General features: G+C 38.7%; 13 protein-coding genes. 7 read left to right on the top strand and 6 right to left on the bottom strand.

Annotated features, from left to right (window positions below; all coding sequences use genetic code 11):
- Nucleotides 1–205: 205 nt before the first annotated feature.
- Nucleotides 206–1174, bottom strand: a complete 969-nt coding sequence (gene sohB, locus AAEY87_RS05570; protein WP_068035626.1) for a protease SohB — start codon at nucleotides 1172–1174, stop codon at nucleotides 206–208.
- 508 nt (nucleotides 1175–1682) lie between these two features.
- On the opposite strand from sohB, the gene aspS reads away from it, so the two are divergent.
- The 4 genes from aspS to AAEY87_RS05550 all read left to right on the top strand — a co-directional run bounded on the left by aspS (nucleotide 1683) and on the right by AAEY87_RS05550 (nucleotide 6434).
- Nucleotides 1683–3542 (top strand): aspartate--tRNA ligase, encoded by a 1860-nt coding sequence (aspS, locus tag AAEY87_RS05565; protein WP_350656282.1) that lies wholly within the window; start codon nucleotides 1683–1685, stop codon nucleotides 3540–3542.
- A 67-nt stretch (nucleotides 3543–3609) separates the two neighbouring features.
- On the top strand, nucleotides 3610–4548 hold the full coding sequence (locus AAEY87_RS05560) for a lysophospholipid acyltransferase family protein (protein ID WP_350656281.1): 939 nt from the start codon (nucleotides 3610–3612) through the stop codon (nucleotides 4546–4548).
- A gap of 95 nt (nucleotides 4549–4643) precedes the next feature.
- The gene (locus tag AAEY87_RS05555; protein ID WP_350656280.1) at nucleotides 4644–5447 is read left to right on the top strand and encodes a glycosyltransferase; all 804 of its coding nucleotides are present in this window, start codon (nucleotides 4644–4646) and stop codon (nucleotides 5445–5447) included.
- A 114-nt stretch (nucleotides 5448–5561) separates the two neighbouring features.
- Complete coding sequence (locus AAEY87_RS05550) at nucleotides 5562–6434, top strand: WaaZ-like lipopolysaccharide core biosynthesis protein (protein WP_350656279.1); 873 nt, start codon at nucleotides 5562–5564, stop codon at nucleotides 6432–6434.
- Between the two features lie 2 nt (nucleotides 6435–6436).
- Here the strand turns inward: AAEY87_RS05550 and AAEY87_RS05545 are convergent, their stop codons facing one another.
- Nucleotides 6437–7534 carry a glycosyltransferase gene (locus tag AAEY87_RS05545; RefSeq protein ID WP_350656278.1) on the bottom strand — a complete coding sequence of 366 codons (1098 nt, stop codon included), beginning with the start codon at nucleotides 7532–7534 and terminating at the stop codon, nucleotides 6437–6439.
- A gap of 285 nt (nucleotides 7535–7819) precedes the next feature.
- Here AAEY87_RS05545 and AAEY87_RS05540 point away from each other — a divergent pair, with 285 nt between their 5' ends.
- From AAEY87_RS05540 to AAEY87_RS05530, 3 genes are read left to right on the top strand one after another with little or no spacing between them, the layout of a single operon-like run.
- Nucleotides 7820–8818 (top strand): stealth family protein, encoded by a 999-nt coding sequence (locus AAEY87_RS05540; RefSeq protein WP_350656277.1) that lies wholly within the window; start codon nucleotides 7820–7822, stop codon nucleotides 8816–8818.
- A gap of 44 nt (nucleotides 8819–8862) precedes the next feature.
- The gene (locus AAEY87_RS05535) at nucleotides 8863–10029 is read left to right on the top strand and encodes a nucleotide sugar dehydrogenase (RefSeq protein ID WP_068035614.1); all 1167 of its coding nucleotides are present in this window, start codon (nucleotides 8863–8865) and stop codon (nucleotides 10027–10029) included.
- Nucleotides 10029–11027, top strand: coding sequence for an NAD-dependent epimerase (locus tag AAEY87_RS05530; RefSeq protein ID WP_350656276.1), 999 nt, complete (start codon nucleotides 10029–10031; stop codon nucleotides 11025–11027). The genes AAEY87_RS05535 and AAEY87_RS05530 overlap by 1 nt, the downstream gene beginning before the upstream one ends.
- An 81-nt stretch (nucleotides 11028–11108) precedes the next feature.
- Here the strand turns inward: AAEY87_RS05530 and AAEY87_RS05525 are convergent, their stop codons facing one another.
- The 4 genes from AAEY87_RS05525 to AAEY87_RS05510 form a co-directional block, all read right to left on the bottom strand.
- Complete coding sequence (locus tag AAEY87_RS05525; protein WP_350656275.1) at nucleotides 11109–12236, bottom strand: glycosyltransferase; 1128 nt, start codon at nucleotides 12234–12236, stop codon at nucleotides 11109–11111.
- A gap of 131 nt (nucleotides 12237–12367) precedes the next feature.
- Nucleotides 12368–13465, bottom strand: a complete 1098-nt coding sequence (locus AAEY87_RS05520) for a glycosyltransferase (protein WP_350656274.1) — start codon at nucleotides 13463–13465, stop codon at nucleotides 12368–12370.
- Nucleotides 13466–13524: 59 nt separating this feature from the next.
- Nucleotides 13525–14361, bottom strand: coding sequence for a glycosyl transferase (locus tag AAEY87_RS05515; RefSeq protein ID WP_350656273.1), 837 nt, complete (start codon nucleotides 14359–14361; stop codon nucleotides 13525–13527).
- 112 nt (nucleotides 14362–14473) lie between these two features.
- A complete protein-coding gene (locus AAEY87_RS05510) occupies nucleotides 14474–15403 on the bottom strand; it encodes a branched-chain amino acid transaminase (RefSeq protein WP_068327454.1) in 930 nt (309 codons plus the stop codon).
- Nucleotides 15404–15459: the final 56 nt, after the last annotated feature.

Here is a 15459-nt window from a genome sequence, read left to right as displayed (position 1 = left end):
TAAAAATCTAGTTTAGCTTTTACGGTGTACGTACGTTTACTCTTTCCCATCTGCTACATTTATAACATAGGCATTATGAATAAACAGCAAAAAAGGCGCGACCGACTAGGCCACACCTTTATATTTACTAAACAAATTTGTTGAATCAATACACAATTTTCAGCAATAATTTCGTGTCTTATGATTGCATCTAATCGCTAATATTCTATTTTAAAATATTTAAACGACTGTTAAAATCAAAGCGCATCAAAGCATCAGGTAGCTTATCAGCAGCCATACTCAAAGTTGCTTCTGCCGCTTGCGACAGCCCTAATTTTTCTGCCAAGGTTGGCTTTTGGCGTGAATGCAGTGCATAGACTTCATTATTATCCATCAGCTCTAAAAGATAGCTATCCGAGGTTTGGAGCTTATCAACCAAATTGAGATGCAAAGCATCTTCACCATACCAATGCTCGCCGGTAGCCACTTTATCTAAATCTAGCATTGAGCGATAGCGATTGACAAAATGTTTAAATAGCACATGCGTTTGCTCAAGCTCTTCTTGATATTTGGCTCGATCTTCTGCATCGTTTTCACCAAAGACCGTTACCGTACGCTTGTAGTCACCTGCCGTGAACATCTCGTAATCAACATCGTGGTTTTTGAGCCATTTATGGAAGTTCGGTAGCTGCGAGACTACGCCAATCGAACCGATAACAGCGAATGGTGCTGCGATAATCTTATCAGCAACACAGGCCATCATGTAACCGCCGCTCGCAGCTACTTTATCCACACAGACGGTCAACTTAAGCCCCGCATCTTTTAGACGAGCTAACTGCGCTGCTGCAAGCCCATATCCATGCACTAAGCCACCACCTGATTCGAGACGCACAACGACCTCATCACCTTCATTAGCCGTACTTATTAGCGTACTAATCTCTTCACGTAAATGCTTAACAGCAGTCGCTTTAAGATCACCATCGAAGTCGAGTACGAATACTTGCTGGCCTTTATTTTTACCTTTGGCTTTATCTTTTAGAGCTTGCTTGGCTTTTTTGGCCATGCGCTTTTTTAACTGTTTTAATGCAGCTTTGCCTTGCGTCGCTTCCATTAAATCTTGGCGACGTTGTTCTTGGCTTTTATTGAGATGAATAATTCTTAACTCAACAGGGTTTTTAGAAGGATGAAATAGCATGAAGCGGTTTCCTTAAATAAGAGGCTAGCTTGTTTACATTATAGGGTTAGCGTTAGCTTGATATGTGCACGTTATAGATAGTTTTCAAGCAAGGTGGCAATATTTAATCACTTTATGAGCTAACGGTATAAGAGTACTGTAATAATCTTATGTCACCTCATCATTAATGGTTGATTGTACTAGGATTGCGCGAGGAGAGTTGTATAACAAAAGCACTTTAGGCATAATATGCGCTTACATCTATTTTTATGCAGCCAACGCGACGAGGATTTGTCTTGATCGCGTTTTATTTGCTATTTTTTAATGACATGAATACAACATGCATTAAGATAGCGGCGCCATTTGAACCAATAATTTCAATCGACAAACTACGCCAAGCTTACTAAATGGCTATAGTTGCCATAATAGTTTGTACTGGGTTAATCAAAAAATAGCGATGGTTGAAATCACATAGCGATGGCTGCATTATCGTACTTTGAACTGGGCTGACAACTGGATAACTAATATTATGACGCAGAGTATTACAACGGATAGCGAAATGGCGATGCACAGCGAATACCGAGACGAATATTGTGGTGCTGTCACTGAAAGCTTGCTGGAACAAACTATTAGTATCGTAGGCTGGGTACATCGTCGTCGCGATCATGGTGGGGTGATCTTCTTAGACATGCGTGACCGTGCAGGCCTTCTGCAGGTAGTGGTTGATCCCGATACCCCAGAAGCATTCGCCACTGCTGATGCGGTACGCCCTGAATATGTACTTAAAATCACTGGCCGCGTTCGTCGTCGTTATGAAGGTACTGAAAACGCTAATATGACCAGCGGTCAAATTGAGCTGTTGGGCAAAGAGATTGAAGTATTAGCCAAATCTGAAACCCCGCCTTTTCCTTTGAATGATGAAAATACAACGGTTTCAGAAGATTTGCGTTTAAAGTATCGCTATCTTGATATGCGTCGTCCGCAAATGCAAGAGCGTATGGTGTTCCGCGCCAAAGCCACTTCAGCAATTCGTCGTTACTTAGACGATCATGGCTTTTTGGATGTTGAAACCCCTATTTTGACTCGTGCTACGCCTGAAGGTGCTCGTGACTATCTTGTACCTTCACGTACGCGCCCAGGTAACTTCTTTGCCTTACCGCAATCACCGCAGTTGTTCAAGCAATTATTAATGGTGTCAGGATTTGATCGCTATTATCAAATCGCTAAGTGTTTCCGTGATGAAGATTTACGTGCTGACCGTCAGCCTGAATTTACCCAAGTCGATATTGAGACTTCTTTCTTAAATGAAGAAGAAATCATGAATATCAACGAAGGTCTTATCAAGCATCTATTTAAAACTATGATGGATGTTGAATTTGAGCAATTCCCACGTATGACTTATGCTGAAGCAATGCGTGACTATGCGTCAGACAAGCCTGACTTACGTATTCCATTAAAATTGGTCGACGTTGCAGACTTGATGAAAGACGTTGAATTTAAAGTATTCTCCGGTCCTGCTAACGATCCTAAAGGTCGCGTTGCTGCCCTACGCATCCCTGGTGGCGCCTCATTAAGTCGTAAGCAGATTGACGCCTATACCAAGTTTGTTGGTATTTATGGTGCGCGCGGTTTGGCGTACATTAAAGTCAATGACGCCAGCAACATCAACAACGGCGTGGAGCAAGAATCTGGCCTACAGTCTCCTATCATCAAAAACATGACTGATGATGTATTGGTCAGCTTGATTGAGCGTACTGGTGCTGAAAGCAACGATATTATCTTCTTCGGTGCGGATAAAGCCAGTATCGTCAATGATGCAATCGGTGCACTACGTCAGAAAATTGGTCTAGATTTAGCAATGACGACGTGTAAGTGGGCACCACTTTGGGTGACTGACTTCCCAATGTTTGAGCAAACTGATGATGGTCGCTGGACATCAATGCACCATCCGTTTACTAAGCCTAAAGGATCAGTGCAGGAGCTAAAAGATAGTCCAGAAAACGCTCTATCTATTGCTTATGATATGGTACTGAATGGTACAGAAGTTGGCGGTGGTAGCTTACGTATCAATACCTTTGATATGCAGCAAGCCGTACTTGATGCTTTAGGTATCGGTGAGCAAGAGGCTGAAGACAAGTTTGGTTTCTTGCTTGACGCATTAAAATTCGGTGCGCCTCCGCATGGTGGTTTGGCCTTTGGTTTAGATCGCTTAATTATGCTCATGGTCGGTGCGGACTCTATTCGTGATGTCATTGCCTTCCCAAAAACCAAAACTGCTGAGTGCCCATTGACCCAAGCACCTGCTGAAGTCGATAGCAAGCAGCTACGTGATCTTGGTATTCGTGTGCGCGAAAAAGCGCAAGCCGACACCAACAAACCTTCTCAATAGATGGTTTGATAATGAACGGTTATTCATTCAATGTCTTATTATGTGATTCATCACTATGTGAATGTTTATGAATCCGTATCATATTTTCAAGTACGTGCCACTGTCTGTATTACAGATGCTGGCACGTTTTGTGGCTTTGATTATAATGTGGCTACCAAATTCGAGTTTGGTGCGCACTATCAAAATCAATATGAGGCTTATCGCCCCTAAACTATCTGAATCTCAGAAAAAAACTTTAGTTAAAGATATTGTTCGTCACCAGTGCCTAAGTAGTGTCGAATCTATAAAGAGCTGGGCAATGTTACCCGAATGGAGCATTGCTCAAATCCGTGATGTCCATAACAAAGAGCTTCTTTTAGAAGGACTTGCCAATCCCAATGGGATGCTTGCTATCGTACCGCATTTGGGTACATGGGAAATGATGAACGCATGGCTAAATCAGTTTGGAGCGCCGACTATCATGTATAAGCCTGTTAAGGGCGATATCACTAATGAATTTGTCCTACAAGGCCGTGCACGTCTTAATGCAACGCTAGTACCTACCGATGGTAGTGGTGTCAAAGCAGTATTTAAAACCCTCAAACAAGGTGGTTTTAGTATTGTACTGCCTGATCACGTTCCTGATCCTTCAGGTGGTGTCGTTGTGCCCTTCTTTGGTGTTAAGACTTTGACCAGCACGCTTGCCTCCAAGCTTGCCAGCAAAACCAAATGTGCATTGGTCGGAATATCTTGTATTCGTCGTGATGACGGACGTGGATTTGATATCTATTGCTATAAGCTTGATGATCCAGCCCTCTACGATCGTGATGCCTCTATTGCTGCAGATGCACTAAATCGGGCTATGGAAAATATGATTACCGATAACTTTAACCATTATATGTGGGGTTATCGACGTTTCAAAAACTTACCTGTCTTGGGCAATCCTTATCGCGCTAGTGAGACTGCTCTAGCTGATTTTATTCGTGTCAATCAGGCTGAGCATCGTAACGATAGTGTAGATACCTAGTACGTACGCTTAAGCTTGCTAACGTACAGATAATCACATCTATGCTAAGATTAGCAGCATTCTCAATCCTTCCTTGATATCCATACGAGTCTATTATGGCAACTGACACAACTGAATCCTTATCTACCGTTCAAGTTCATACCAGCGATAGTAAGACTGAACAGCGTTATATCATCTGTATGAAATGGGGTAACAAGTATGGTCCTGAATACGTCAACCGCTTGTACAATATGGTCAGTAGGCATCTGACTTTAGACTTTCAAATGGTTTGCCTAACTGATGATAGTAGCGGTATTGATCCTGCAGTAAAATGCTATCCTATCCCTGAACTTAATCTACCAGCTGGGCTACCTGAGCGCGGCTGGAAAAAGCTCACTACTTTTAAGCCTGAATTATATGGTCTAAAAGGTATCGCGCTATTTTTAGATATTGATATCGTTATCGTCGACAATATTGATAGCTTCTTCACTTATAAAGCCGAACATGATGATAGTGTCGTGATTATCCGTGACTGGAAAAAGCCATGGCGCATGGTGGGTAATAGCTCAGTGTATCGATTTAGAATCGGTCAAAACACTTACCCCAACTTACTAAATAATTTTGAGCAGAATTTTGCTAAAATCAGCTCGGAAGTACGCCATGAACAGGCTTATCTATCTAACTATTTACGTGAACATCATCATTTAGAATACTGGGATAAGGAATGGTGCGTCAGCTTTAAATATCAATGCATTGCGCCCATTCCTTTTAATTTTATGCGAGCACCAAAACTTCCTGACGGTGCAAAAATCATTATCTTCCACGGGGAGATTAATCCACCAGATGCGATAGCTGGAGGCGGTGGTAAATGGTATCGCCATGTGAAGCCAAGTCCTTGGCTAAAAAAGTATTGGCTGTAAAAATATTTAGGCGCCTATTATTACTTCCTTATTCAACGCGATATAATTGATCAGTATTATAGCTATCAAAAAACAATGACATGAAGCGGTTGAAAGTAAAAATTGGAAAATAATATGGCGCTAAATTTGGCACTACCTTCCACCGTTGACTTTGATATTGACAATCAGACCATCACTATCGAAGCTTTTAATGCCAAGGAATCAAAACAAAGCCTGCATAAGCAAGCCATAAATATTATCGCCTCTGGCCCTTCTATTACTCATTTACAACTCTCAGATTTACTAGATATACCCACTATTTTTGTCAATGGTAGTATTAGTCTAACTAAGCAATATTGCTTTACTGATGTCGTCGGCTATGTGATTAGCGATGCCTACTTTATCAACCATCATCCTGAAATTTTACAGCAGCATTATACGGGTCAGCCCTTATATGCGACTTTAGCTGTGTTTGAAGCACTGGCCGTAACACATCCTGATATCATGCGTACTTATCATAATGCAATGCGTATACTATACCCAGTAGATAGACCTTGGGGAGTCAAATCAAATAAGTTTTTGTTTAGTAAGTTAGCTTTTAAAAAAAGATGGTTTAATAGAAAAAAACCTTTATCCTACTTTGCTAAAAATCCTAATTTTATCATTGAGGATAGTCATAAACCTACTGCTATCGGAGTATCTCTTGATGTTACCTATGGATTTGTAGAAGCAGGCACAGTGGCTTATGTGGCAGCGCAGTTAGCATTTTCTCGTCACGCTATCGTCATTCATCTTTACGGTATCGATCTACTTAATAGCAATGAGCCACGATTTTATGAAAATACAGACAATAGCGCTCCAAGTAAACTTGATAAGGCAATTAATGGTCGTATTGTGCCATCGTTTAATTTATTAGGCAGAGTCTACAAAGAACATGGAGTTATTGTTTATAATCACTCTCCTATTTCCAGAAGCTTATTCAATAACCTCGATTTACCTCATTTTTAACTTCAATAATTTTGACCGAACCTTAGATATTGACAAGCGACGTGGTTGGGCAACATCTGCTGATTTAAAGGCGCTTTGTATTTGCTCAGATTACTCATTGCTTCATTAATTAGTGTTGTTAATGCATCAATATCTCCGACAGGTACTAAGTTTTGTTCTGGCAATAGTTCTCTTGGACCAAATGGACAATCAGTACTAATTACTGGCACCTCTAACGCTTGCGCTTCTACGATGACATAACCAAATCCTTCAAACTTTGATGAAAGTACCAGCAATGCTGACGACGAAATCAAAGAGTAAGGATTGGCTTGAAATCCCAAAAATTTCACACAATCTTCAATACCAAGTTGAATGGATAACCGTTCAATCTCATCTTCAAGCTTGCCCTTACCGACTAGTACCAACGGCAGCTTACGGTCTGTCCTAGCATAAGCTTGCAACAAATCACAATGACCCTTCATCGTATCTAACGACCCTACGTGAATTATATATCCTTTAATGGTTAAGCCAAATTGTTCAATATCTGGCATCTGTAAGGCTGCCTTTTTAATGTCATCAACATCACATGGATTATAAATCGTTGTTGTCCTACTAATATTGCCTATAAGCGCTATTAAATCTTTACGTGCACCCTCGCTCACGCAACTGCAAGGATGAGTACCATATACAAATTTCAAGTGTGCGATAGTATGAACTGGCGCTCTTGACAACTTATCTTTGAATTGTCTAGATAATGCCGTATGCAATACATTTACTATATTCGGTAATTGGCTGTAAGCCATAATCCAATTTAGTTTATAGATATTGACGAGTATTAAATCTGGCTTTCCTATATTTTCAACAACATAACAATCTATGCGCTCAGCAACTGCCTTGTATGCGGCTACTTGTTCAATTTCTTGTTCAAAGAGAGGCTCATTGTACGAAACCATATGATGCTGAACGCGAGAGTCTAATATCATCTCCTGCGTATTCTCTAAGCAAAGTACATGAACACGATAGCCCATCTTCACATAGGCACGAGCCAATGTGGTGACCATACGTTCAGCACCGCGCCCCTCTAGTGCTTTTAATATCAGGAGAATAATAGGTTGAGTCATAATTGCCTTGATATAGCTTTCTTAATATCTATTAATAACCAACCAATCCGTTAATTATTGCAGCAAACTTACTTTATATGATAGTCTCATCTACTTTCATAATGACGCTATTCATAAATTAAATTTTATGCGCATTCTGTTTTCCTGCCTATAGAAAAATCATTATCTTTTATGGTCAGATTTGTCCGTTAAGAGCCGTCAATGACAACACTGGTAAAGGGTTTAACTATACCAGTCTAAGCCTTTGGTTGTAAGAATATTAATAATAGAACGATAGGATAAGATATGAAACAGCAGGGTGAAAGGAAAATAGATGTTGTAATTGCATGGGTAGATGGCGATAGTCCAACACTTAAAAAGAAAAGAGAACATTATAAGAAAACAGAAAACGTAGCCTCAGGTGCCGTAAGTGCAACACGCTTCGCAAGTAATAATGAGATCTATTACAATATTGCCTCTATTATTAAATATGTTCCTTTCTGCCGCCATATATATGTTGTTACTGACCAACAACAACCAGAGTTTATTAATGAATTTTTCAATGAAGGTCTTTGTCCAAAGGATAAGATTCGCATTGTAGATCACAAAGATATATTTTTAGGTTACGAGCAGTTCTTACCTACTTTTAATACCAGATCTATCGAAACTATGTTGTGGAATATTCCTGAACTATCCGACTACTTCATATACATGAATGATGATTTCTTTTTTAATCAGCCTGCAAAAATTGGAGACTTTCTAGATGATGATAGTATTATTATCCACGGTCATTGGAGAAAAAGCTCAGCTATAAAGGCTAAGCTTAAATATAGAAAATCCTTACAAAAAATATTAGGAACAAAGGTTCAACCTAAGCACACTACTGCTCAAATGCTAAGCGCTCAGATCCTTAACATGAATCAGTTTTTCGAAATTCATCATTATCCGCATATGGTAGATAAAACCACACTAAAAAATTATCTTTTAAGCAACGTACAATTACTAAGCGAGCAAATCAAGTATAGATTTAGAGATGTCGCCCAATTTAATCCTATTACCCTTACAAACCATTTAAAAATTCAACAAAAGGAGGCTTGTTTAAAACCTCCTACAACTATAAATTATCTAAAAAATAAAAGTGGTGTTGAGAACTTTATAACAAATTTACAAAAAGATGAGGTTAAATATGGCTGTATACAAAGTCTAGATCTTCTTGATTCAGATTCCTATCAGAGAGTTACTAGTGCTATGATGCAGAAATTTTCAGCGCACTTGCCATCTTTATTATTAGATACCAGTGAATAGAAACAAACCTAGAATAATAAATTAAATGTATATTTGGATTTTTTATGAAAATAACAGTAGTAGGTACAGGCTACGTAGGCTTATCAAATGCTATGTTGCTTGCTCAACATAATAAAGTGATTGCAGTTGACGTTGTCCCAGAAAGAATTGAACTGCTCAATTCAAAAAAATCTCCTATCGAAGATAAAGATATCGAAGATTTTTTGTTGAACAAAAATATTGATTTTACAGCGACCTTAAATGCTAAAAACGCCTATAAAGACGCTGACTTCATTATTATTGCTACGCCTACTGATTACGATTCGAAAACTAATTATTTCAACACTAGTAGTGTAGAAGATGTTATCGAGCAAGTCATTTCAGTAAATCAGAAAGCCTTAATCATTATTAAATCAACCGTACCAGTTGGATATACTAGTGAAGCAAGAAAACGTTATTCAACAGAGAACATTATTTTTTCTCCTGAATTTCTAAGAGAAGGGAAAGCCTTGTACGACAATCTTTATCCTTCAAGAATCGTCGTTGGCGAACAGTCCAAACGTGCTCAACTGTTTGCAGATTTATTGCTTGAGGGAGCTATAAGAAAAGATGTGCCACAACTCTTCACTAAATCTACTGAAGCCGAAGCTATCAAACTATTCTCAAATACCTATTTAGCAATGCGTGTTGCGTATTTTAATGAATTGGATACTTATGCACAGATATTTGGACTAGAAACCAAACAAATTATTGAAGGGGTTGGTTTAGATCCTCGTATAGGTGATCATTACAACAATCCATCATTTGGTTATGGCGGTTATTGCTTGCCAAAAGATACCAAGCAACTATTAGCGAATTACGATGAAGTGCCAAGCAATCTTATTAAAGCCATCGTTGACTCTAATGGAACTCGTAAAGACTTTATCGCTGATAAAATTATCGAAAGAAAACCGAAAATCGTTGGAGTGCATCGGCTGGTAATGAAAAGCGGTTCGGATAACTTTAGAGCCTCTGCTATTCAAGGAATTATGAAACGTATTAAAGCAAAAGGTATTGAGGTTGTTGTCTATGAACCTGTCTTAAAAGAAAAGGATTTCTTTAATTCGCGCGTGATAGAGGATTTGGCAGAATTTAAAGCGATGAGTGATGTCATTGTCGCAAATCGGTTGTCATCCGATATACAAGATGTCTCGCACAAAGTATTTACTCGAGATTTATTTGGGAGCGATTAATGAAAATCTTAGTAACTGGTGCAGCAGGTTTTATCGGTTTTCATCTCATAAGAAAATTATTAGATAAGAACTACTTTATTGTTGGTATTGATAACATCAATAACTACTATGATGTAGATTTGAAAAATGATCGCATAAAAATGCTAGGTGAAAACTCATCAGCAGATATATTTACATTTATTAAGCTAGATCTTGCCGATCGTGAGGCAATGTCTACTCTCTTCTCTAACTATAAATTTGATATTGTCATCAATCTTGGGGCTCAAGCTGGTGTACGATATTCTATTGAAAATCCAAATGCCTATATTGACTCAAACGTGGTGGGATTTTTGAATGTTCTTGAAGGATGCAGACACACTAACGTTAAGCACTTGATATATGCCAGCTCTAGTTCTATTTATGGTATGAATATAAAGCAGCCATTTACAACTGCTGATTGTGTTGATTTTCCTATCAGCTTATATGCAGCCACGAAAAAATCTAACGAATTAATGGCACATTCCTACAGCCATTTATATAACCTTCCTACGACTGGTTTACGCTTCTTTACGGTTTATGGTCCTTATGGTCGACCTGATATGGCTTATTTTTCCTTCACTAAAAAGATATTAGCTGGTGAAGAAATTGATGTATTTAACAATGGCGAGATGCAACGCGACTTTACCTACATTGATGATATTGTAGAAGGTATCGTCCGTATAATAGATAAGACTCCTTCTCCTCAGACCTCTTCCATAACCACAGCAAATGCGCCATATAAAATTTATAACATCGGTAATAATCAGCCTATTACTTTGCGCCGTTTTATTACAGCAATTGAAAACGCCTGTGGTAAAAAAGCCAAAGAAAACTTATTGCCAATGCAGCCAGGTGATGTACCGATTACCTATGCGGATATAAATGAGCTTATAAGTGACGTTGGCTTTAAGCCTGAAACCAATATTGAAGATGGAATTGCAAGATTTGTCGCGTGGTACAAACAATATTACTCAGTTTAAGTAAAGAATCTTCACGTTTTACTTAGCCTACTACCTGCATATACGCTCTAACTGTTTTCAGTTATGCTTTATAAAATTTCACTAAGAAGCCATGTAGTCGATATATTGCTGAGCAATATTTTTAGGTAGGAACTGTTCATCAAAGCTAACTACAAATTTCTGCGGCTCTGCCATCAATGCTGTCATTTTATTCGCTAGAGCAGGTACATCATCTACAGGTACAAGATTATAAATCGGTAACATCTCACTTGGACCTGACTGACAGTTAGTACTTATCACTGGAGCGTTCAGAGCCATTGCCTCGGGTATAACTCTAACGAAGCCTTCGGAGCGTGAGGATAGCACAAATCCCTTTGCATCTTTCATAAAGGGATAAGGATTTTTGTTGAACCCTAAAAATATAACTTTATCAGAAATTCCTAATTTTTTAGCCAACGCTCTCGTTTGGTCAAGCATTTTTCCTTTACCCAGTAACACTAGAGGATATGCCATAGATGATTGAGCATAGGCATTTAATAGCACATCATGGGCTTTTTCAGGTTTAAAGCTACCTACATGCAAAAGATATTGATTTGATCTTAGTGCTTCATGCTGCAAGTTGAGTGGCTCGCTAGCCAGCTTCTCAATTAACTCTTTGTCAAACGCATTATAAATTGTGGTGCTAGAAATACACGAACCCAAACTGGCTTGCAAATCCTTCTCGACACCTCTTGAAACACAGACGCAAGGATGCTTCCCATAAATATTCTGTAGCTTTTTAACTTTATTAACTTCAGAATGGTTGTTTAATTCAAATTTATTAGAAATCGTATTTCTAATAACATACATAAGGTTAGGTAATTTACTATGGACCATAACTCGGTCTGAAGGTATAAGGTTAGATAAAATAATATCTGGCTGACCTATATTACTTAGAATATACCTATCAACAGTACGTGCAAACAACTGATAGCGAAGTTGCGCATTTGGTATTAATTTATATGGCTTAGATCGTAGCACATGATAGATTAGATTTGGATTGAGATCATACTCTACGAGGGGCTTGAATCTCAACACATGTACTTCATAACCCAGCTCATAGAAGCCTTGTCCCAAAGTAAGGACGGAGCGCTCTGCACCTCCACCTTGTAGACAGTTAATGACAAGTAATACCTTTTTTTGAACCATTTTGTCACTACTTTCTTGTTTTTCTATAATATTGTTACTCATGAAAAACCTTGTTAACTGAGTTTTAATGTCACGAGTAAGTAGAATTTTTACGCTAAAAAACCTATAACTTCCTCTGCTCTTTTTACAAATATATTTACTTTTATTGTCATAACTGTTTACGTCTTAAGAAACTACTTAGCATCTAAGTAATCAACATATTGCTGAGCAATATTCTTAGGTAAAAACTGTTCATCAAATCTAACTGCAAATTTCTGTGGCTCTGCCATCAATGCTGTCATTTTATTCGCTAGAGCAGGTACATCATCTACAGGTACAAGATTTTGAACAGGTAGTAGCTCATTTGGTCCTGACGGACAGTCGGTGCTCACCACTGGAGTTTTTAAAGCCAATGATTCCACTATTACACGTCCAAAACCCTCAAAATGTGACGATAAAACCAATCCTTTTGCATGTTTCATAAAGGGATAAGGGTTTTTATCAAACCCTAGAAACACCACCCTATCAGCGATACCTAAGCTTTCGGCCAATTCTTTAGTTTGGTCAAGTAATTGACCTTGTCCTAACAATGCTAGAGGATATAATCTAGATGATTCTGCGTAAGCTTTGAGCAGGACATCATGGGCTTTTTGAGGTTTAAAGCTCCCAACATGCAAAAGATATTGTTTAGATTTGAGCACTTCATGAGAGCAACTAAGCGTCTCGTTACCTAGTTGTTCAATAGCGCTTTTGTCAAAAGGATTGTAAATTGTAGTAGTAATGATATTAGAACCTAAATTAGCTCGTAAATCATTCTCAACCCCTTTTGAAATACAGATACAGGGATGTTTTTCATATATTTTTTGCAACTTTCTAATTTTATCTTTAGCTTTAGGGTTGTTAATTAATCCAAATCTATGAGAGGTATTATTTCTGATCACATACATAACATGAGGTAATTTACTATAGACCATAACTCTATCAGAAGGTTCTAGATTAGATAGAACAATATCTGCCTGCCCTATTTTACTTGAAATGTACTTATCAACTGCACGGGCAAATAACTGATGACGAATCTGTCCTTTTGGGATTATTCGATAGGGTTTCAAGTTAAATACATGATAGTTTAAATTTGGATTAAGGTCATACTCTGCTATAGTTTTGAACCTTAGGACGTGAACCTCGTAACCTAACTCATAGAATCCTTGTCCTAGAGTAAGTACAGAGCGCTCTGCACCGCCTCCTCTAAGATTACTAATAATAAGCACAGCTATTTTAGGATGTTGGTTCATATTTTATAACTTATTAGCAAATTGATAATTAACTTGATATTTTCAGAAGTAATATCTAACTATTCCTTCCAATACTTTTCAATCCAGCCTACTGGCAAGATAAAATGACGTAAATGACGTAATGGACTTTTTAGATTTTTGGGCTCAGTGAGTCTTTTTAAATGATCTTTAGGATTATTGGCAGCATTTTTATTGTATCTACCTTCAATAGCGTGCGTAGGATATAAATCACCTGGGAAGATGACGATACGAGCACCTTTAGGAATCTTTGGCTCCTTAATATAATTAAGCGGAAATGGCTGACGGCATTTACGTCTAAAGTGTGCCACCCATGCCTTTGGAAATAGTTCTACACCGCCTGGTGCATTACGCGTCACGAAGCGCTGTTCAAAACGATACTCGTCAGCGATTCCTTGTGGATCTGCCTTGAACTTCTCTTGTAGCGATACCAATGAGCCTACCTGAAACCTAAAGCATGATGTCTGTCCTAGACGCTCCAGAGGGTTACTTGGATTATAAGATAAAATAACGTCATCTGGTTCGCCATACTCAAAGAATGGATCAAGACTATCTACTATAATGACATCCAAATCTACAAATAAAACCGTACCCGATAAATCACCTAACTTTTCGCCCCAAAGCCGTGACTTTGGCCATTTACCTAAGGTGTTAGTTGGCATCGTAACATCTAGAGGTGGCAGTTCTTGACACTCAATCTCTGAACGTACGTCTGTTGTGTCATCGGTAAAACAGACAAAACGAAACGGCGGGGTAATGTTGCGTGACACCATACCATATAGCTTATTGGCATAATCAGCACCATATTTTGTGCCCCACTTAATACAAATAATTTGCTTAATGTTTTTGTTATCTACTGTTTTAGTACCTATCGACATTGAAACTACTCGCTTTAATCTTGTGAATAAATAATATGACGAGTATATTAGCATAAAAAAAAGACTGAACAATTATGTTCAGCCTTTTTAGTTTCTTTAAATAAATTGATAATTAATCAATAAAGTCTAACCAATCCATATATTTTTCATTACGACCATGCACCACATCAAAATATAAGGATTGTAGCTTTTCGGTGATCTCACCGCGGCCACCGTTACCAATAGTACGATCATCATATTCACGGATAGGTGTTACTTCAGCAGCTGTGCCCGTCATAAAGATTTCATCTGCTAAATAGAATTCATCACGAGTGATACGACGTTCAGTAACTTTAATACCTAGGTCAGCAGCGAACTGAATAATAGTGCGACGAGTGATACCGTCAAGTGCACCACCAGCTAGATCTGGAGTATGTAACTCACCATTCTTAACCAAAAACAAATTCTCACCTGCACCTTGACAGACATAGCCTTGCGGATCCATCAAGATAGCTTCGTCGTAACCATTACGAGTAACCTCTTGGTTTGCCATAATAGATACTGGATAGTTACTAGAGGCTTTTGCTTTGCACATCGTGACATTAGGCAAGTGATGTGTGTACGATGATGTCTTGACGCGGATACCGTTTTGGATACCTTCGTCGCCCAAATAAGCGCCCCAATGCCAAGCAGCAACCATCGCATTGATACTGTTGCCATGCGAAGATAGACCTAGCTTTTCTGCGCCAACCCAAATAAGTGGACGAATATAAGCTTCTGCTAAGTTATTTTGTTTAACTACATCTTTATGCGCTTGTTCTAAAGTAGCGGCATCAAAAGGTACGTCCATTTGGAAGATTTTTGCAGAACCTAGCAGACGGTCGGTATGGTCTTTTAAACGGAAAATCGCCGTGCGCTTGTCAGCGGTCTGGTAGGCACGTACGCCTTCAAACACAGCCATACCATAATGCAAACTATGGGTAAGTACATGAACTTTGGCATCGGGCTGTTCAACCATTGTGCCATTCATCCAAAGCTTGCCTTCCTGTGTTGCCATATTCATGTAAAGATCCTTATGTTAGTACTGACGACTAACTTTTTTGTTGAGTTTTAAGTAAG

Source organism: Psychrobacter sp. S1-30-MNA-CIBAN-0213, assembly GCF_040309845.1.
Lineage (GTDB): Bacteria > Pseudomonadota > Gammaproteobacteria > Pseudomonadales > Moraxellaceae > Psychrobacter.
This window is presented reverse-complemented; position numbering and strand designations above follow the sequence as displayed.

Bases quoted from the DNA above. Each gene is read 5' to 3' on its own strand.
- AAEY87_RS05520 (WP_350656274.1), bottom strand. From the start codon at position 13,465: ATGAACCAACATCCTAAAATAGCTGTGCTTATTATTAGTAATCTTAGA.
- AAEY87_RS05550 (WP_350656279.1), top strand. From the start codon at position 5,562: ATGGCGCTAAATTTGGCACTACCTTCCACCGTTGACTTTGATATTGAC.
- AAEY87_RS05510 (WP_068327454.1), bottom strand. From the start codon at position 15,403: ATGAATATGGCAACACAGGAAGGCAAGCTTTGGATGAATGGCACAATG.
- AAEY87_RS05545 (WP_350656278.1), bottom strand. From the start codon at position 7,534: ATGACTCAACCTATTATTCTCCTGATATTAAAAGCACTAGAGGGGCGC.
- AAEY87_RS05560 (WP_350656281.1), top strand. From the start codon at position 3,610: ATGAATCCGTATCATATTTTCAAGTACGTGCCACTGTCTGTATTACAG.
- AAEY87_RS05555 (WP_350656280.1), top strand. From the start codon at position 4,644: ATGGCAACTGACACAACTGAATCCTTATCTACCGTTCAAGTTCATACC.
- sohB (WP_068035626.1), bottom strand. From the start codon at position 1,174: ATGCTATTTCATCCTTCTAAAAACCCTGTTGAGTTAAGAATTATTCAT.
- AAEY87_RS05540 (WP_350656277.1), top strand. From the start codon at position 7,820: ATGAAACAGCAGGGTGAAAGGAAAATAGATGTTGTAATTGCATGGGTA.
- aspS (WP_350656282.1), top strand. From the start codon at position 1,683: ATGACGCAGAGTATTACAACGGATAGCGAAATGGCGATGCACAGCGAA.
- AAEY87_RS05525 (WP_350656275.1), bottom strand. From the start codon at position 12,236: ATGAGTAACAATATTATAGAAAAACAAGAAAGTAGTGACAAAATGGTT.
- AAEY87_RS05535 (WP_068035614.1), top strand. From the start codon at position 8,863: ATGAAAATAACAGTAGTAGGTACAGGCTACGTAGGCTTATCAAATGCT.
- AAEY87_RS05530 (WP_350656276.1), top strand. From the start codon at position 10,029: ATGAAAATCTTAGTAACTGGTGCAGCAGGTTTTATCGGTTTTCATCTC.
- AAEY87_RS05515 (WP_350656273.1), bottom strand. From the start codon at position 14,361: ATGTCGATAGGTACTAAAACAGTAGATAACAAAAACATTAAGCAAATT.